This window comes from Fimbriimonas ginsengisoli Gsoil 348 (assembly GCF_000724625.1).
Taxonomy (GTDB): domain Bacteria; phylum Armatimonadota; class Fimbriimonadia; order Fimbriimonadales; family Fimbriimonadaceae; genus Fimbriimonas; species Fimbriimonas ginsengisoli.
This window is the reverse complement of the sequence record NZ_CP007139.1, coordinates 4,158,779-4,175,281: the sequence shown is the minus strand read 5'-3', so window position 1 is coordinate 4,175,281 and position 16,503 is coordinate 4,158,779. Positions and strand designations below refer to the sequence as shown.

The following is a 16,503-nucleotide window of genomic DNA, read 5'->3' as shown; positions in this document are numbered from 1 at the left end:
AGGGGCTGGAGCCCATGGTGTGTCAAACTGCCCATCTGTGAGCAGCAACCACGGTATCCCTTCCCGCAGCGAAAACTATGGCGAGTGGTACAACCAGCTCGTCCTTAAGGCAGACCTCGCCGACCACTCCGCCGTGCGCGGGTGCATGGTCATCAAGCCGCACGGGTACGCGCTGTGGGAGCTTATGCAACGCGCTTTGGACGACCTGTTCAAAGAGACCGGTCACGTCAACGCCTACTTCCCGCTTTTCATACCTAAGAGCTTTTTCGAGAAAGAAGCGGAGCACGTGGAAGGATTCGCCAAAGAATGCGCCGTCGTGACTCACCACCGGCTGAAACCGAATCCGAACGGCCCCGGCCTGATCCCCGATCCCGAGGCTAAGCTCACCGAGGAGCTGATCGTTCGTCCTACCAGTGAGACGATCATCTGGAACACCTACAAGGACTGGATCCAGAGCTACCGCGACCTTCCTCTGCTGATCAACCAGTGGGCGAACGTTGTCCGGTGGGAGCTGCGCACCAAGCTGTTCCTCCGCACCGCCGAGTTCCTTTGGCAGGAGGGTCACACCGCCCACGCGACCCACGAGGAAGCGGAGCAGGAAGCGCTTACGATCCTCCACGAATGCTATGGCCGCTTCGTTGAGGAGTGGATGGCGGTGCCTGTCATCAAGGGGGTCAAGAGCGAAAACGAAAAGTTCGCCGGCGCCGACCACACATACACGATGGAAGCGATGACGCAGGATCTGCGGGCGATTCAGGCCGGAACCTCTCACCACCTCGGTCAGGCGTTCGCAAAAGCGTTCGACGTCAAGTTCGTCAACAAAGAGAACCAGCTCGACTACGTTTATGCCACCAGTTGGGGCGTCTCGACCCGCCTCGTCGGAACGCTCATCATGGCGCACTCCGACGACAAGGGGCTCGTCTGTCCACCCAAGCTCGCGCCGATCCAGGTCGTGATCGTTCCGATGGGACGGGACGAAGAGACGCGCGAACGAACATTCGGCGCTTCGGACACGCTTGCCGCCGAGTTGAAGAAACTGGGCCTGCGAGTAAAGGTCGATAAGCGGGAGAAGGAGTCGCCTGGGTTCAAATACAACTACTGGGAGTTGCGCGGCGTGCCGGTACGAGTGGAAGTCGGCCCTCGTGATCTCGATTCGGGCACCGTCATCGTCGCCCGCCGGGACACCGGTGAAAAGACGACGCTGCCGCTAGGCGACGTGACCGCGCATGTCGCCGGCCTAATGGATGAGATTCAAAAGTCGCTCTTCCAGCGAGCGCTCGAAATGCGCGAAGCGAACACCAAACGGGTGGACACGTGGGAGGAGTTCGAGTCGACCTTCGCCGGGGAAGGCGGAGCCGGCTTCGTATTGGCGCATTGGGACGGAACGACCGAAACCGAAAAGGCGATCTCCGAGCAAACCAAGGCGACAATCCGCTGCATCCCGCTCACCGCTCTCGATCCGAGCGACGACCAGCCCGGAGTTTGCGTGAAGTCAGGCAAACCGAGCGCCCGGCGAGTTCTCTTCGCAAAATCGTACTGATGAGGGGCCGGCCTCCAGGCCGGCAGCCTTCCGCCTTCCGCCTTCCGCCTTCCGATGGGTGCTGGCTCATACTGTGCTGCATGCCGTACCGTGCCGCTATCGGTTCGACTTCTTTTCGGTTTGACTCGCTTCGGGAGTTGCTCGCCAAAGCGACCCCGCGGCGGTCGGGCGACGAGTTGGCCGGGATCGCGGCGGCCAGCGAGGCGGAACGGGCGGCGGCTCAAATCGCCTTAGCGGATGTTCCACTTCAAGCTTTCCTAGACGAACCGCTGGTGGAGGACGACGTCACCGACCTCATCCACCGGACCCACAGCGACCAGTCTTTCGCCGGGATCCGCTCTCAAACGGTTGGAGAATTCAGGGAGAACGTCCTCGCCAAGGACATCGGCGTCATCCGTTCCGGCGTGACGCCGGAGATGGCGGCCGCCGTTAGCAAGCTGATGCGGAATGGCGAATTGATCTTGGCGGCCCAGCGCCTGCCAGTGGTCTCGCGCTTTCGCACGACGGTCGGCCTTCCGGGTAGGTTCTCGACGCGTCTCCAGCCGAACCACCCGACCGACGATCCCCGCGGCGTCCTCGCCAGCACACTCACCGGCCTCTACTTCGGTTGCGGCGACGCGGTCATCGGAATCAATCCGGCGGGAGATTCCGTCGAATCGACGATCACCCTGCTGAAGCTCTTGGACGACGTCCGTTCGCGCCTCGAAATCCCTACCCAAAGCTGTGTTCTCTCGCACGTCACCACCCAGCTTCGCGCGATGGAGGCGGGAGCTCCGGTCGACTTGATTTTCCAATCGATCGGCGGCACGGAGGCCACGAATAAGGGCTTTGGGATTACCCTTTCCATGCTGAGCGAGGCGAAGGAAGCGTCCCAAGGGCTGAATCGAGGGACCGTGGGAAACCAAACGATGTACTTCGAGACCGGCCAGGGGAGCGCGCTCTCCGCAAACGCTCACCACGGTATCGACCAGCAAACCGTCGAGTGTCGCGCCTACGGCGTCGCCCGGGCGTTCGATCCTTTCCTCGTGAACACGGTCGTGGGATTCATCGGGCCGGAGTATCTATACGACGGCAAGCAGATTCTGAGGGCAGGGCTGGAGGATCACTTCTGCGGCAAGCTGCTCGGTCTACCCATGGGGGTGGATGTCTGCTACACCAACCACGCCGAAGCCGATCCGGACGACATGGATTCTCTCTTGATGCTTCTTGCGCTGTCTGGCGTGAACTACGTGATGGCGGTGCCGGGGAGCGACGATGTAATGCTCGGTTACCAGAGCACCTCGTATCACGACGCATTGATGGTTCGCCGCCTATCGAAGCGGCGTCCCGCGCCGGAATTCGAAGCTTGGCTTCAGCGGCAAGGCTTACTTGACGAGCTAGGAGAGCCCACCGGGATCGACAATTTACGGCTAGCGATTGGCGAATGGGCGAGCGCCCTGCCACGAGGCTAGAGTTTCAGCAAGACTCGTTGCCCGTAGGACGCCTCGTTTACAACTCTGACGGACAATCTAAACTCGATTTGAACTCCTAGACCTGAAAGCGGCACTTAGAGTCATGCAAATGCGAAGGAGTGCTTCAAGATGTTAGGCATGATTGCCGCCGCGGTTATGGCTACCGCACCGAGCCTTACCGAGGTTACGGTTTACAACCAGGGGATGGGGCTCGTCAAAGAGACCCGCGTCATGAAACTTGGCGCAGGTCGTCAGAACGTCGCCGTCGAAGACGTCGCCGCGATGATCGATCCGAGCAGCGTGAGCGTTCAAAGCATCAGCAGTAAGGGATCGTTCCGGGTGCTGGAGCAGAACTACCAGTACGACCTGATCTCGCCGATGGCGATTCTCAACAAGTCGGTCGGTCAGAAGGTGCGCTTTATCCGCACCATCGCCAACCAACGCGACGTTCTCGAAGGAACCCTGATCAGCGCGCCGACGGCGGTGGTGGGAGTTCCCGGCGGCGGTAACCAGCAAACCTATAACGGCATGGTCATCCGCACCGACGACGGTCGTATCGTCCTCGACCCGATCGGCGAGATCGAGGTGAAATCGGTGCCGAACGGGCTCATCAGCCGGCCAACCCTGGTTTGGGACCTCGAGTCCGCGATGGCGGGCGAAAACACGGTCGAGCTCAGCTATATCACCAACGGCATTAGCTGGAACAGCGACTACGTTCTCACCTTGGACGGCCTCGGAAAGGCTGCCTTGCAAGGCTGGGTGACGATCAACAACCAGTGCGGCGCCACCTTCGAGAATGCGAAGCTGAAGCTGCTTGCGGGAGACGTCAACCGAGCTCCCACCGCCGGGCCGGACGTTGCCATGCTAAAGATGGCCGGTCCTCGGGGTGGGGGGCGAGACGCGAACTTCCAGGAAGAAGGGCTCTTCGAATACCACCTGTACACGCTCCAACGACCGGCAACGGTGCGAAACCGGGAGACCAAGCAGATCTCGCTGCTCGAATCGTCGAACGTCACCGTCCAGAAGCGAATGATCGTGGACGCCTCGATGAACTTCGGCCGGTACTACCCGGGCGAAGGGGAAATCGGAACCGGTGACATCAAACCGCAGGTCCGGATCGAGTTCGAAAACAAGAAGACGAACGACCTGGGGATTCCCCTTCCCCGCGGACGGGTGCGCATCTATCAGCGCGATCAAGCCGGCTCCGTGCAACTCCTGGGTGAAGACAACATCGATCACACTCCGCGCGACGAAACCGTCTCGCTGGTGGTGGGCCGGGCGTTCGACGTCGTGGCAAGCCGGAAGCGAACGAACTTCACCCGCATCAGCGACCGCGCGGTCCAAGAGTCGTTCGAAATCGAGCTACGCAACCGGAAGGAGACCACGGAAACGGTCGAAGTGATCGAGCGCCACTACGGCGACTGGCGCGTCCTTGCCAAGAACATGGATTTCGCCAAGGCCTCCGCCGAAGCGATGGTCTTCAAGGTCACGCTCAAACCGAACGAGGTTCGGAAGGTCACCTACACGGTGGAGACGAAGTGGTAGAAGGGCGCTAGGCGTTAGGCGTTGGGAATAAGGTAATGCCCAAAAGCTAAACAACGCCTCAACGCCTCAACGCCTCAACGCCTCAACGCCTCAACGCCTCAACGCCTCAACGCCTCAGGCCGCTCTTCCGCCGACGGACAGGATGAACTGGTGGACTTTGCGCATTCGGTCGGCGTAGCCGGAGGCGGGGCGATCGGCTTTCTTGCCTTGGGCAATGGAGACCGCCGGGCGTTGCAAGCCTTGCTCTTGGAGTACCTGGCGCATGTGGCGCAGCTCGCCATCTTGCACCCAGATCCCGCCGCAGCGCTCGCACTCGTCGAGCATCAGCTTGGAGCTATACATGTACCGGAACTTATCCATCGTGGTGCCGCAGCTCGGACAGGCGCGAGGGCGGTCGGCGATCGCCTCGACGTCGATAGTCGGCACCACCGCATCCTCGAGGGCATCGAAGGCGGCCAGACCCTGGGCCTTGATCCGTCCGACCTCGCCTTCATCGAAGAAGATCCCAGCGCACTTTGAGCAGGCGTCGATCGTAACTCCTTGGAACTCTCTCGCCTCGAGGGGCACGTTACAGTCAGGGCAAATCCGGGCCATATTGCATAACATTATGCGGTGACAATGAGGGCGTTGCGAAGACCATGACGTTCGGTACCTCAACCATTTGGAAAAATCGGGAGACCCGGTCGCTTGTCTAACCCTCACATCGAGGACTCGTCTCACTGGGACGCCGCGCTGGAGCATTACCACTGCGACCGGTTGGAAGCCGCCTATGCGGAAATCCGCGATTTCGGGATCGGCGAAGCCGGCGGCTATTTACGCTGGTACCGGGTCATCGAGGCGGAGACGATCACTCGGCAAAAGAGCCAGCGCGTCGACGTGAACGATTGGCTCAAGTTTGAATTCGTCCCGCTTGAAGTGCTCGACCTCCGAGAGGAGTTGGCGAACCGGATCGAGAAAGCCTGCGACGAAGTCGCCCGTCGGTTGGGGTGGATCCATTCGGAGCAAACCTTGTTCTCCATCCTCGCCGAAGAGACCGACGCCCCTTGGGCCTCGCACCCATATGGCTACTGCGTGCACAAGGAGCCATACGCCAAGATCTGCCTCCCCAACTATCTGGTCGACGACCCTGAGGAGTTTTCGCAGGCGGTCGCTCACGAATACGCGCACGTCATTTCTGAGAATCTGGCCGACGGATATTGCAGCCGGTGGCTAGAAGAGGCGCTTTCGGTCTTGGTCGAGCAGCGGTTCGACGAAGAGACCTGGCGAGACTTTCGCGACGGAATCTCGCCCTGGCGGCAGGCAGACGACCTGGAGCTTGCGATCGAGGGGCGAACCGACGACGAGGAAGGGAGAGACGAAGTGTGGCTGGCTTACCAGCAAGCCGGATGGATCGGCCGGTACATGGCTTCTCTGGGAAACGAGGCACGTCTCGGACGTCTGCTACGTGAGGTCGCCAACGAGTCCGTCGCCTGGAATCTGCGACGTACGGTCCGCCGTCAGGGGCGAGTAGAGGCCGCGCTTGAAACCGTTTTCGGCATGAGCCAGCGGGAGCTTTTCTCGAACGCCCTCGCCTTTCTTCGCGATCAGCCTGGACCATAGGAACCGCTCTCGGACGGCGGAAGTCGTTGATGTCAGGAGAAAAGCGACCATGACGCACCGAGAGGAAATGATCACCCGTATCCGTTCTGAGGACGACAACCTCGAGCGCCAGATCGAAACGCTTCAGGAAGAAGCCAACCATCAGAGCGCAGGCATCCGCCAATACCGCTACCAACGCGTCGACCAACTCCGCAACCGTCAGCGCGACCTGCGAGCCCGAGTAAACCAAATGGAATCCCACCCCGACGACGCATGGGACAGCGTCAAACACGAAGCCGAAAAACTCTGGTTCGAACTAAAAGATATTGCTTCGGTGGCGGCGAGGACGTTTCACTGAGGGTGCTAGGCGTTGGGCGTTGGAAAAGGGTAAAGCAGCAAGCTGGCAACGCCTCAACGCCTCAACGCCTCAACGCCTCAACGCCTCAACGCCTCAACGCCTCAACGCCTCAACGCCTCAACGCCTCAACGCCTCAACGCCTCAATACCCATACTCCCGCGAATGCGCGTCTTCCAAGTAGCAGGCGAGGAGGTCGATGCAGGCTTGGACGTCTTCGCCGTGGACCGTCTCGTTGACGGTGTGGACGTAGCGGGTCGGGATGCTCAAGGTGAAGCTGGGGATGCCGCCGTGGAGGCGTTGGATGGCGCCGGCGTCGGTGCCGCCACGGGACAGCACTTCCAACTGGTACTTGATTCCCTTTGCTTCCGCGACATCACGGAAGTGGTCGACCACCTTGGGGTGGCAGATCAGAGAGCTGTCCATGACCTTGATCGCGGCGCCCTGGCCAAGCCGAGTTATCTGGTCCTGCTCGGGTAAGCCGGGAATGTCGTTGGCGAGGGTGATATCCAGGGCGATGGCGATGTCCGGCTGCACCGACCAGCCCGCCGCCGCCGCGCCCCGAAGGCCGACCTCCTCCTGAACGGTGGCGACTGCATAAACGTCGACTTCGTGAGCGCCGAGCGCCTTGATCGCCTCGATCATCACGAACACCCCGACGCGGTCGTCCATCGTCTTGCAGGTCAGGAGATTCCCAAGCTGGAAGAAGCCACGATCCATTGTTACCGGGTCGCCGATCCGGACCTTCGCTTTCGCCTCTTCGCCGGAGAGGCCGAGGTCGACGAAGAACTCGTCGTGATTCTGACCCTTCTTCTCCCCTTCGGTTAACAAGTGCGCGGGCTTAGAGGAATACATCAGCACGCCCCGCAGCGGCCCGTCTTTCGTGCCGACGATCACCCGCTGGGCATTCATTTGGCGCGGGTCCCAGCCACCAAGGGTCTGAAGCCGAACGAATCCTTTGTCATCAATAAACTTCACGCAGAATCCGATCTCGTCCATGTGGGCGGCGATCATCACCTTTTTTCCGCCTCCGCTTCCCCGCTTCACGCAGATCACGTTCCCCATGGAGTCGGACGAAAGCTCGCCAAGCGGCCCGAGCTCGCGACGGACGATCTCTCGGATGGCATCTTCGCGTCCCGAAACTCCATGGGCCTCGGTTAATTCCTGAAGTAGATCGATATTCACGCGGGCGGTTTTACCCGTTCATCCGTCAATGACGCGAAGCGCGTAGCGTCGGCGCCCTCGCCGATGATCCGGTGTACCGAAGGTACACCAGTCGTTGGGGAGGCCGGTCTGGAGACCGGCGGTCCGGCGCGGGATAGCCCCTAGATTCGTCAACCATGGACTGGGTAGAATCTCCTGCCCGCGAAGTTTGGTGACAAATTTTCGTGAGCGCCCGATTAACTTGCGCGCGGCTTCGTGCTCAGCGTTAACAACGGAGATATATGGCAAGAAGTTTAAAGAAAGGTTATTTCGTAGACGATCACCTAATCAAAAAGGTGAACGATCTCAATGCCAAGGACGAAAAGCGGCTCATCAAGACCTGGAGTCGCCGGTCCACGATCATTCCGGACATGATCGGGCACACATTCGCAGTCCACGACGGGCGCAAGCATGTTCCGGTTTTCGTGACCGAAAACATGATCGGCCACAAGCTGGGTGAATTCGCTCCGACTCGCACGTTCAAGGGTCACGCCGGCGGCCTTGCCGAGAGGGGGACCCGACTCCGCTAACCCTCCCCACCTGCATACCGGCAGGTAAAATAAGCGGCTTTCGCATCAAGCGCGGCCGCCACGAGGCAAAAAGAACGATGGAAGTTAGAGCAACCGCAAAATACGTAAGGGTGCAGCCGCGCAAGGTCCGCATCATCGCGGACGAGATCCGCGGCAAGACGGCCCTGCATGCCGCCGGCCTTCTGCGATATCACCCGAGCAAGAGCGCCAAGGCGCTTCGCAAAGTGCTGATCTCGGCAATCGGAAACGCGCAGGAGAATCACCAGCTCCCGGCCGATGGCCTTCGGATCGCCACCATCTTTATCGATGAGGGTCCTCGCCTGAAGCGGCTTCGAGCCCGCGCTATGGGCCGAGGCAACCGGATCATCAAGAAGACGAGCCACATTACCGTAGTCGTCGAAGAGTTCGACGCCGAGCCGGCGGTTAAGCCGCACGGCACCAAGGCTAAGCCGCGACCGACGTTCGCCGCCCCCAAGGCGCGACGCGGAGCCGCCGCTAAAGCCGCTCCGGCCCCCGAGCCGGTAACGCCGAACGAAACGACCGACACCGACGTGGAAGAAGTCGCGCCGACCGTGGCCGAAGCAACTCCGGTCGCGGCGAGCGAAGCCCCCGAAGAGGGCGGCAGCGCCACTCCGGTGGCCGAAGAGACGACGAGCGCTCCCGAGAGCGCCGAGACCGACGGGGCCGCAGCCTCGGACGACGATAAAGGAGCGCAGTAACCACACATGGGACAGAAGATCCATCCCGTAGGTTTTCGCGTCGGAGTCATCCGCGGCTTCGACAGTCAGTGGTACTACAACAAAAAGGGGTATGGCCCCGCCCTGTTGCAGGACCATGAGATTCGAAACTTCATCAAGCGGAGAACCGGCCTCGGCAACGTGAGCCGCGTCGAGATCGAGCGTGCGGCCAACCGCATCAAGGTCACGATCTTCACCGCTCGCCCAGGCGCAATCATCGGCCGCGGCGGCAAGGGAATCGACGAGCTGACCGATACGCTGAACCGCAAGGTTCGACGGGAGGACCCAACCATGGTCGTCCAGGTCAACGTCACCGAAGTTCGCCAGCCGGAGCTCGATGCTCAGCTCGTCGCCGAGAACATCTGCGTCCAGCTCGAGAAGCGCATCTCCCATCGCCGCGCCATGCGCCAGGCGATGACCCGCGTGATGCGAATGAACGGCCGCGGTATCAAGGTGCAGGTCTCCGGTCGCCTCGGCGGCTCGGAAATCGCTCGCCGCGAGGGTGACAAGACGGGCAAGATCCCGCTTCACACGATTCGCGCCGACATCGACTACGGTCAGGCGACCGCCCACACCGTCTACGGCTCCGTCGGCTGCAAGGTCTGGATCTACAAGGGCGAGGTGCTCCCGGAGCGCCGCCTGCGTGAGATGGACCAAGCCCGCGAGAATCGCGAAGGCCGGGACGACCGACCGCCGCGCCGCGAGCGTCGCGATAAGCGCGACGGAGGCGAGGCCCCCTCGGCATTCGGCGCTACCCAAACCGGAGAGAACGCCTAATGTTGATGCCCAAGAGAGTTAAAGAAGGCCGCCGCAAGATGCATCGCGGCCGCATGAAGGGACGCGCGACCCAAGGGAACCGCATCTCCTTCGGCGAGTACGCGATCGTCGCGATGGAGCCGGCGTGGATCACCTCCCGGCAGATCGAGGCCGCTCGTATCGCCATGACCCGCCACATCAAGCGTGGCGGACAAGTTTGGATCCGGATCTTCCCGGACAAGAGCTACACGAAGAAACCGCTCGAAACCCGAATGGGTAAGGGTAAGGCTCCGGTCGAAGGATGGGTGGCCGTCATCAAGCCGGGCCGCGTTCTGTTCGAGATGGCGGGGCCGGCCGAGGAAGTGGCGAAGGAAGCAATGCGACTTGCCATCTTCAAGCTGCCGATCAAGTGTAAGTTCATGACCAAGCGAGACTTCCAGGCCGTTCAGCCCGCGCACGCCGCCGCTGACGCTACCGAGGAGGTCGCGTCCGAGTAGTCCTCGGAGCGAAAGAAATATGAAAGATACGAAGACTACTGAGCTGCGGGATAAGAGCGTGCCGGAACTGGAAGCGCTCGTCCGCGAGGAGCAGGCCAGCCTTTACCGGGCTCGCCGCGATCTCGTGTTCCGCCGCATTACCGATACGGCGAGCCTGAAGACCCGGCGACACAACATCGCCCGGATCATGACCTTGATCGCCGAGAAGAAGCGAGGAAACGCCTAATGGCAGAGCAAAACACGGATACGACGACGCCGACTCCGGCCGCCGAAGCGCGCGGACGCCGAAAGGTCCGAGAGGGGATCGTCTATTCCAACAAGATGCAGAAGACGGTCGTGGTCAACATCGAGCGACGCGTGCAGCACCCGCTGTACGGCAAGGTCGTTCTCCGCTCCAAGAAGTTCAAGGCGCACGACGAGATCGGCTGCGACGTGGGCGACCGAGTGGAAATCATGGAGACCCGCCCGATCAGCCGCGACAAGTGCTGGCGCGTCACCCGCATCGTAGAGAAAGTTAAGTAATTGCTGGATTGCTCGATTGCTTGATTTCAATCCAGCAATCTAGCAATCTAGCATTCCAGCAATGGCCCCACGCCTAACCCGGCAAAAAGCCGGACTGGCCTCTGAAGTAAGGAAGCAAGTTAATGATTCAGCAATTTACGCGGCTCAAAGTGGCCGACAACTCCGGAGCGCGCGACGTAATGTGTATTCGCGTTCTGAAGGGCTCGCAGCCCCGCTATGGCCGCGTGGGTGACGTCATTGTCGCCTCGGTCAAGGCTGCTACGCCGAATATGCCCGTCAAGAAGGGCGACGTCATCAAGGCGGTCATCGTGCGCACCAAGCGCGCCGTGCGCCGAGTCGATGGCTCAACGCTCCGATTCGATGACAACGCCTGCGTGGTCATCAATCCCGCCAACCAGGAGCCGCGCGGCACGCGCATCTTCGGCCCGGTCGCCCGCGAGCTTCGCGAAGCGAACTTCATGAAGATCGTATCGCTCGCGCCGGAGGTTCTTTAAGATGCCCACCAAGGCCGAAATTAAGCTACAGAATTCGCACATCAAGCTCAAAGTCCGAAAGGGCGATCGGGTGATGATCATCTCCGGCAAGGACAAGGGCGAAATCGGCTTCGTGGCCGCCGTCGCTCCCAAAGAGCAGAAGGCGATCATTCTCAAGGAGAACGACGAGAACCCCGATCAGCCGCTGCCGCTGAACGCTGTGATCAAGCACCGCAAGGCGCGAACTCAGGGCGAGCGATCGGCTCGAATCAAGCTCCCGGCGCCGATACACATCAGCAACTTGATGGTGCTCGACCCGAACACCAACCAGCCCACCCGAGTCGGCCGCCGCAAGGACGATGCCACCGGCAAGCTGGTCCGCTACGCCAAGAAAACCGGCACCGCCATCCCCGATGCCGAAGTAATGGCGAAGTGAGTTTGCAGTTAGCAGAGAGCAGTTTGCAGTCCATTCAGAACTGCTAGCTGCAGACTGCTAACTGCCAACTCCCCACAAAACAAGCCTGGTCAGAACTCAGGCAAAGGAAAACACCCAATGGCACGAAAAGATAAAGTCCAGGAGTCGACCGGCCCGGTCACGCTCCCGTATCCGCGAGCGAAGAAGAAGCAGCGAGAAGAGGTCATCCCAAAGCTCGTCGAGCAGTTCAAGTACACCTCGGTGATGCAAGCGCCGAAGCTCGACAAGATCGTCATCAACATGGGCACGGGCAGCAAGACCAAGAACGGGGACAAGCACCTCGAGAACTCGGTTCGCGACATGGCGCTGATTTCAGGTCAGAAGCCGGTCATCACCCGGGCCAAGAAAGCCGTCTCCAACTTTAAGGTTCGAGAGAACGAAGAAGTCGGCTGTAAGGTCACCCTCCGCGGCGACCGGATGTACCACTTCTTCGACAAGCTGACGTCGGTCGTCCTTCCCCGTATTCGAGACTTCCAAGGCCTCTCCGCCAAGTCGTTCGACGGCCGCGGCAACTACGCCATGGGCCTCAAAGAGCAGCTCGTCTTCCCCGAGATCCCGTACGACACGTTCGACCGGATCCGCGGCATGGACATCATCATCTGCACCACCGCCAAGACGGACGAGGAGTCGTACGCATTCCTCAAGGCCATGGGCCTTCCGCTTCGCGAGAAGTAAAGATATAAACAGAAAGAGGCCGGGAGCGACTTCGTCGTCTCCGGGCCTCTTTCTGTTTATAGCCTTAGCGAGAGAACAGTCTGGGATCCCAATCGACGGCGGCTGGCTCGGATGTGAGAATCTCACCGAATCCTGGGTGCTTCGGATTCAAGAGTAAGTTCATCTCGTGCGGACGGCCGATGATGCTCGGCACAATCAGCCCGACCGAGGCACCCGAGATAAGCCATTTGTCTCCATAATTCCGGCACCCTGCTTGATCGGACAGCCAGTCGGAAATGTCGTCTTCCTCGAAAGCATGAATCGGTAGAGAGCTAGGAACTTCCAGCCGTATCCATGCCTGAGTTTGCGAAATAGAGCCCGTGTTGGTGTGAACCAGCTTCTCCAAGATCGCCCCCGCGAATGTTAGAGATGTGTAGAGCATTTCCGAGCCGACCGAATTCCAACGGCCGCCATAGAGAGCCGCCCCCATTCCCGACAGAAGGCTGTACCTTCGGTCGGCAATCAGAAAGCAGGTCAAAGATGACGCTCGTTCGACGAGCTTATTCCGTAACACCGTAGAAGATTCGCCAAAGCAGTTCCTCGACCTGCCTCGCTCCTAATTCCGAATAGCTGAGCTCCAAAGGGGTTTTTCCTCCGAGCAACGGATGGGCCGAAGTCATGAACCGCCGGGTCTGGAGCTCGTCGCCTAAAACATGCTCGGCAGTTGCGATGACGCGGGCAAGCCGCTCCACCCGCTCACTCTCCTCAGGGGTGAGCGTATCGCGCCGACTCAACGTCCCCCGGGGGACGATTTGATAGATTAGATCTTGCTGTCCGGAACGGTCGGCGACATGCGAAACCGTGTTCTTCAAAACTCGCTTCGGAAGGCCCTTGGAGATACGGCTACGCAAGTCGTCGAGCGTCCGCACCGAGCGAGACTCGAAGTCATCCCCGAACAAAACCGTCGCGATTCCACTGGCGTTGATCACTTTTGCATCACCTGAGACAGTTCATTGTATCAGATGGAGCGGCATGGATCGTCCTTACTCGACGTACCTCGCCAGTTTCTCCAACGACATCCGCGTGCCGGCGTCGTTATCTTCCGGGCGGATACCGGGAGGAATGCCGTCGAACGAGATCGTCACTTCCGTTCCATCGCGTACGGTTTCCAGGCTGACCGTCATAGTCATCTCCCCCGCGAAGGCCGGATCCGCGGAATCAAAGTTGATCGCTTGCACAACCTTCTCCGGTGGAACGAGCTCCACGAACCGCGCCGTGAAGCGGTCTTCCCTTCCGGAGGTCTTTCCTCGGCCCTCCGGTTCCGACGAGGGATAGAAGAGCGACATGCGATACCCACCACCAACGCGGAGGTCGAACTCGTGCACCAAGGCGGTCATTTCGCCGGGCGCCTGCCACACCGTCAGTGCCGCGGGGTCGGTGAGGGCAAGATACACCCTCTCCCGCGGCGCCTTGACGATCTTTGAGATGCCCGAACCCATCGGCGCTACTTGATGATCGCGGGCAGCACACGCTGCTTGGAGGTTGGGATCACCTTCTCGTCTAGCCGCATCGTCACATCTTGCCCCCGTCCCGAAGTCGCCGGATCGTAGCCGGGTTGGCCGCCGCCGATATGGATGCGGTACTTGCCCGGCAAAATGGTAAGGATGCCGTTTCCGTCCGCCTGGGCCAGCCCTCTTGGGTCGACCGGGATGGTGACCGTAACATTGGCGCCGGGGAGGATGTGTGCCCGGTGGAAGGCAACCAGTTTCCGTAGCGGTTCCGGCCACGCCGCCCCTTCGCGCGACGAATAAACCTGGATCACTTCATCCCCCTCCACGTTGCCGATATTCCGCACCGAGACGGTGACGAACAGCCCGCCGTTATCGGATCGCCGCTCCACGTGAGCGTCCGAGTATCGGAACCGCGTGTAGCTGAGACCGTAGCCGAACGGATAGAGCGGCTTCGCCTTCATGTACCGGTAGGTGCGACCATCCATCTTGTAGTTCGCGATCGGCGGCACCTGCGCCAAAGACTTGTAGAAAGTGACCGGTAGCCGTCCGGCTGGATTCACCTTGCCGAACAGCACTTCCGCCACCGCCGTGCCGCCGGATTGTCCGGGATACCACGCTTGTACGAGTCCCCGGATGCGAGAGTCTGAAACCGTAAGACAGCTCCCGCTTTCAAGAACTACAACTACCGGCTTGCCGGTAGCCAAAACGGCGTTCAACAAACCCTGCTGGGGTGCCGGAAGATCGATGTTCGAGCGGTCGTTCTCCTCGTTCTCCACCTGGCCGGAGATCCCAAGCACCATCACCACCGCGTCGCTTTGCTTGGCCAGATTCACCGCCTCAGCGTAATTCTGCCGAACGGGCGGCATCCAAACCAGCTTTGCCGATGCCTGCCCATCGTGCTCGTAATACTCCATCCGGATCCGATAGCTTCGTCCGGCGACGAGCGGAACCGTGGTCACGACGCTCGACGCGGGATGGACGCTCCAGTCGTTCACGATCTGCTTGTCGTCCAACCAGACCCGCACCCCATCGTCGGCGCGTGCGCCGAGCGCGTACTCGCCGCTCACCTTGGGAACGAGCGTCGCCGTCCACCGGGCCGAGAATCCGTCTTTGGGCACTCCGCCTCCCGGCCCGTCGCTCCCCCAGTCGTTGTCGATGTTATCGCTCTTCTGCCGGAGGATCGGATTTCCCTGTAGGTTCTCGTTTAAGAAGTACTCGCCACTGACGCCACCTGGCAAAACCGATGCCGGAACCGGTTCGCCGCCATCGCCCGCCAGGCGGGAGGAGCCTTTCGTGTAGCTAACGCGCGTGCCGCGAGGAGCCACCTGCTGGATCCCTTCCAGAACCGATGTCGTGTGGGCTGGAGTTCCGTTGTAGTTCCCTAGCGGAACGTCGTGGTCGGCGGCGTTCGGACCGATGACGGCCAACGATCGAACCCCCTTTAGGGGCAGGATGCCGTCGTTTTTCAGCAGCACCACCGACTCGCGCGCCGCCTTCAAAGCCAGCGCCCGATGCTCGGGCGAATCCACCACGCTCATCGGTATTGGCTTCCACGGTCCGGTTTGCGCGGTGTCGAACATCCCGAGCCGGATCCGAGCCTCGAATAGCCGCACTAGAGAGCGGTCGAGCTTATCTACCGAGATGATCCCTTTGGCGACCGCCTCCTCCAGGGAGTGATAGGTCCCGCCGCACTCCAAGTCGCACCCGGCAGTTACCGCCTTGGCGGAGACCTCCGCCTCAGTCGAGGCTAGCTTGTGTCCGGAGAGGAGATCGCCGATCGCGCCGCAATCCGAAACGACGTACCCTTGGAATCCCCACGTATCGCGCAGGATTTTGCCCAGTAGCGTGGGGCTGGCGGAGGCCGGCTCCCCGTTGACCGCGCTGTAAGCCGACATGATCGACCAAGCCCCCGCCTCCGTGACCGCGCCGCGAAAAGCCGGCAAATAGGTGTTCCACTCGTCGCGCGGATCGACGACGGCGTTGAAATGATGCCGCTCCCGATCCGGGCCGCTATGGACAGCGAAGTGCTTAGGCGTCGCGATCGCCTTGAACTTCCCGTTCTGCTCGCCCTGGAAATTGCTCACGAAGGCGATCGCCATCCGCTTCGTCAGAAACGGGTCTTCGCCGTAAGTTTCCTGGCCGCGGCCCCATCGAGGGTCGCGGAAAATATTGATGTTCGGCGCCCAGAAGTCGAGCCCTTGGTGCATGCCGGTTCGACCGCGTCGCTTGAGCGTGTCGTAATAGCGGGCCCGCCCCTCGTCGGAGATCGCGGAGGCGACGTTTGCCATCAGCAGCGTGTCGAAGCTCGAAGCGAGGCCGATCGCCTGGGGATAGACCGTTACCGGGTTCCCCACCGCGCCGTGCAGCGCCTCGCTCCACCAAACGTAGGCGGGAATGCCGAGCCGAGGCACCGCCGGCGCCTCGTTCTGCATCTGGGCGACTTTCTCCGCCAAGGTCAGCCGGGAGACAAGGTCCGCCGACCGTTGTTCGACCGGCAAAGAAGGATTGAGATACGGGGCAGTAGCATCCTGGGCCACCAGCGCAAAGGCCAACGCAAGCATCGACATGCTGTTAGCCTAGCATTCCTTGCGGGTTGGCAGTTAGCGGTTTGCAGTTGGCAGCTCGAGTTAAGGCGAGCGGCGGCCTATTTGAGAGTATCCAGAACGAGGACGCCGT

Annotated in this window: 20 protein-coding genes; 14 read left to right on the top strand and 6 right to left on the bottom strand. The window is 60.8% G+C overall.

The window, feature by feature from the left end:
* Positions 1–37: 37 nt before the first annotated feature.
* From proS to OP10G_RS18660, 3 genes are all read left to right on the top strand, one after another.
* Positions 38–1,540, top strand: coding sequence for a proline--tRNA ligase (gene proS, locus OP10G_RS18670; protein WP_025228915.1), 1,503 nt, complete (start codon positions 38–40; stop codon positions 1,538–1,540).
* Positions 1,541–1,620: 80 nt separating this feature from the next.
* The gene (locus tag OP10G_RS18665; protein WP_025228916.1) at positions 1,621–2,991 is read left to right on the top strand and encodes an ethanolamine ammonia-lyase subunit EutB; all 1,371 of its coding nucleotides are present in this window, start codon (positions 1,621–1,623) and stop codon (positions 2,989–2,991) included.
* 138 nt (positions 2,992–3,129) lie between these two features.
* On the top strand, positions 3,130–4,536 hold the full coding sequence (locus OP10G_RS18660) for a DUF4139 domain-containing protein (protein WP_025228917.1): 1,407 nt from the start codon (positions 3,130–3,132) through the stop codon (positions 4,534–4,536).
* A gap of 114 nt (positions 4,537–4,650) precedes the next feature.
* Here the strand turns inward: OP10G_RS18660 and OP10G_RS18655 are convergent, their stop codons facing one another.
* A complete protein-coding gene (locus OP10G_RS18655; protein WP_038473373.1) occupies positions 4,651–5,130 on the bottom strand; it encodes a TFIIB-type zinc ribbon-containing protein in 480 nt (159 codons plus the stop codon).
* Positions 5,131–5,223: 93 nt separating this feature from the next.
* Here OP10G_RS18655 and OP10G_RS18650 point away from each other — a divergent pair, with 93 nt between their 5' ends.
* Entirely contained in the window at positions 5,224–6,135 is a 912-nt protein-coding gene (locus OP10G_RS18650; protein ID WP_025228919.1) for a hypothetical protein, read from the top strand.
* A gap of 49 nt (positions 6,136–6,184) precedes the next feature.
* Positions 6,185–6,472, top strand: coding sequence for a sll1863 family stress response protein (locus OP10G_RS18645; protein ID WP_025228920.1), 288 nt, complete (start codon positions 6,185–6,187; stop codon positions 6,470–6,472).
* A gap of 141 nt (positions 6,473–6,613) precedes the next feature.
* Here OP10G_RS18645 and OP10G_RS18640 read toward each other — a convergent pair whose 3' ends face one another.
* Positions 6,614–7,654, bottom strand: coding sequence for a M42 family metallopeptidase (locus OP10G_RS18640; protein ID WP_025228921.1), 1,041 nt, complete (start codon positions 7,652–7,654; stop codon positions 6,614–6,616).
* Positions 7,655–7,914: 260 nt separating this feature from the next.
* Between OP10G_RS18640 and rpsS the strand changes: the two genes are divergently transcribed.
* The 9 genes from rpsS to rplE all read left to right on the top strand — a co-directional run bounded on the left by rpsS (position 7,915) and on the right by rplE (position 12,337).
* The gene (gene rpsS / locus OP10G_RS18635; RefSeq protein ID WP_025228922.1) at positions 7,915–8,202 is read left to right on the top strand and encodes a 30S ribosomal protein S19; all 288 of its coding nucleotides are present in this window, start codon (positions 7,915–7,917) and stop codon (positions 8,200–8,202) included.
* Positions 8,203–8,279: 77 nt separating this feature from the next.
* Complete coding sequence (gene rplV / locus OP10G_RS27750) at positions 8,280–8,921, top strand: 50S ribosomal protein L22 (protein ID WP_025228923.1); 642 nt, start codon at positions 8,280–8,282, stop codon at positions 8,919–8,921.
* A 6-nt stretch (positions 8,922–8,927) separates the two neighbouring features.
* Positions 8,928–9,716 carry a 30S ribosomal protein S3 gene (gene rpsC, locus OP10G_RS18625; protein WP_025228924.1) on the top strand — a complete coding sequence of 263 codons (789 nt, stop codon included), beginning with the start codon at positions 8,928–8,930 and terminating at the stop codon, positions 9,714–9,716.
* The gene (rplP, locus tag OP10G_RS18620) at positions 9,716–10,192 is read left to right on the top strand and encodes a 50S ribosomal protein L16 (RefSeq protein ID WP_025228925.1); all 477 of its coding nucleotides are present in this window, start codon (positions 9,716–9,718) and stop codon (positions 10,190–10,192) included. Before rpsC ends, rplP begins: the two co-directional genes overlap by 1 nt.
* Before the next feature lie 19 nt (positions 10,193–10,211).
* Positions 10,212–10,418 (top strand): 50S ribosomal protein L29, encoded by a 207-nt coding sequence (rpmC, locus tag OP10G_RS18615; protein WP_025228926.1) that lies wholly within the window; start codon positions 10,212–10,214, stop codon positions 10,416–10,418.
* Complete coding sequence (gene rpsQ, locus OP10G_RS18610; RefSeq protein WP_025228927.1) at positions 10,418–10,714, top strand: 30S ribosomal protein S17; 297 nt, start codon at positions 10,418–10,420, stop codon at positions 10,712–10,714. The genes rpmC and rpsQ overlap by 1 nt, the downstream gene beginning before the upstream one ends.
* Before the next feature lie 122 nt (positions 10,715–10,836).
* Complete coding sequence (rplN, locus tag OP10G_RS18605; protein ID WP_025228928.1) at positions 10,837–11,208, top strand: 50S ribosomal protein L14; 372 nt, start codon at positions 10,837–10,839, stop codon at positions 11,206–11,208.
* A 1-nt stretch (position 11,209) separates the two neighbouring features.
* Entirely contained in the window at positions 11,210–11,623 is a 414-nt protein-coding gene (gene rplX / locus OP10G_RS18600) for a 50S ribosomal protein L24 (protein ID WP_052547834.1), read from the top strand.
* A gap of 117 nt (positions 11,624–11,740) precedes the next feature.
* On the top strand, positions 11,741–12,337 hold the full coding sequence (gene rplE / locus OP10G_RS18595; RefSeq protein ID WP_025228930.1) for a 50S ribosomal protein L5: 597 nt from the start codon (positions 11,741–11,743) through the stop codon (positions 12,335–12,337).
* A 64-nt stretch (positions 12,338–12,401) separates the two neighbouring features.
* Here rplE and OP10G_RS18590 read toward each other — a convergent pair whose 3' ends face one another.
* From OP10G_RS18590 to OP10G_RS18575, 4 genes are read right to left on the bottom strand one after another with little or no spacing between them, the layout of a single operon-like run.
* Positions 12,402–12,854, bottom strand: coding sequence for an RES family NAD+ phosphorylase (locus OP10G_RS18590; protein ID WP_025228931.1), 453 nt, complete (start codon positions 12,852–12,854; stop codon positions 12,402–12,404).
* Positions 12,855–12,876: 22 nt separating this feature from the next.
* Complete coding sequence (locus tag OP10G_RS18585) at positions 12,877–13,305, bottom strand: antitoxin Xre/MbcA/ParS toxin-binding domain-containing protein (protein WP_025228932.1); 429 nt, start codon at positions 13,303–13,305, stop codon at positions 12,877–12,879.
* 54 nt (positions 13,306–13,359) lie between these two features.
* A complete protein-coding gene (locus OP10G_RS18580; protein WP_025228933.1) occupies positions 13,360–13,815 on the bottom strand; it encodes an SRPBCC family protein in 456 nt (151 codons plus the stop codon).
* Positions 13,816–13,820: 5 nt separating this feature from the next.
* Positions 13,821–16,394, bottom strand: a complete 2,574-nt coding sequence (locus tag OP10G_RS18575) for a glycoside hydrolase family 3 protein (protein ID WP_025228934.1) — start codon at positions 16,392–16,394, stop codon at positions 13,821–13,823.
* Between the last annotated feature and the right edge of the window lie 109 nt (positions 16,395–16,503).

Coding starts and splice junctions, on each gene's coding strand:
- rplN (WP_025228928.1), top strand. CDS start 10,837: ATGATTCAGCAATTTACGCGGCTCAAAGTGGCCGACAACTCCGGAGCG.
- OP10G_RS18575 (WP_025228934.1), bottom strand. CDS start 16,394: ATGTCGATGCTTGCGTTGGCCTTTGCGCTGGTGGCCCAGGATGCTACT.
- rplE (WP_025228930.1), top strand. CDS start 11,741: ATGGCACGAAAAGATAAAGTCCAGGAGTCGACCGGCCCGGTCACGCTC.
- rplX (WP_052547834.1), top strand. CDS start 11,210: ATGCCCACCAAGGCCGAAATTAAGCTACAGAATTCGCACATCAAGCTC.
- rpmC (WP_025228926.1), top strand. CDS start 10,212: ATGAAAGATACGAAGACTACTGAGCTGCGGGATAAGAGCGTGCCGGAA.
- rpsC (WP_025228924.1), top strand. CDS start 8,928: ATGGGACAGAAGATCCATCCCGTAGGTTTTCGCGTCGGAGTCATCCGC.
- rpsQ (WP_025228927.1), top strand. CDS start 10,418: ATGGCAGAGCAAAACACGGATACGACGACGCCGACTCCGGCCGCCGAA.
- OP10G_RS18645 (WP_025228920.1), top strand. CDS start 6,185: ATGACGCACCGAGAGGAAATGATCACCCGTATCCGTTCTGAGGACGAC.
- OP10G_RS18665 (WP_025228916.1), top strand. CDS start 1,621: ATGCCGTACCGTGCCGCTATCGGTTCGACTTCTTTTCGGTTTGACTCG.
- rplP (WP_025228925.1), top strand. CDS start 9,716: ATGTTGATGCCCAAGAGAGTTAAAGAAGGCCGCCGCAAGATGCATCGC.
- rpsS (WP_025228922.1), top strand. CDS start 7,915: ATGGCAAGAAGTTTAAAGAAAGGTTATTTCGTAGACGATCACCTAATC.
- rplV (WP_025228923.1), top strand. CDS start 8,280: ATGGAAGTTAGAGCAACCGCAAAATACGTAAGGGTGCAGCCGCGCAAG.
- OP10G_RS18660 (WP_025228917.1), top strand. CDS start 3,130: ATGATTGCCGCCGCGGTTATGGCTACCGCACCGAGCCTTACCGAGGTT.
- OP10G_RS18580 (WP_025228933.1), bottom strand. CDS start 13,815: ATGGGTTCGGGCATCTCAAAGATCGTCAAGGCGCCGCGGGAGAGGGTG.
- OP10G_RS18655 (WP_038473373.1), bottom strand. CDS start 5,130: ATGGCCCGGATTTGCCCTGACTGTAACGTGCCCCTCGAGGCGAGAGAG.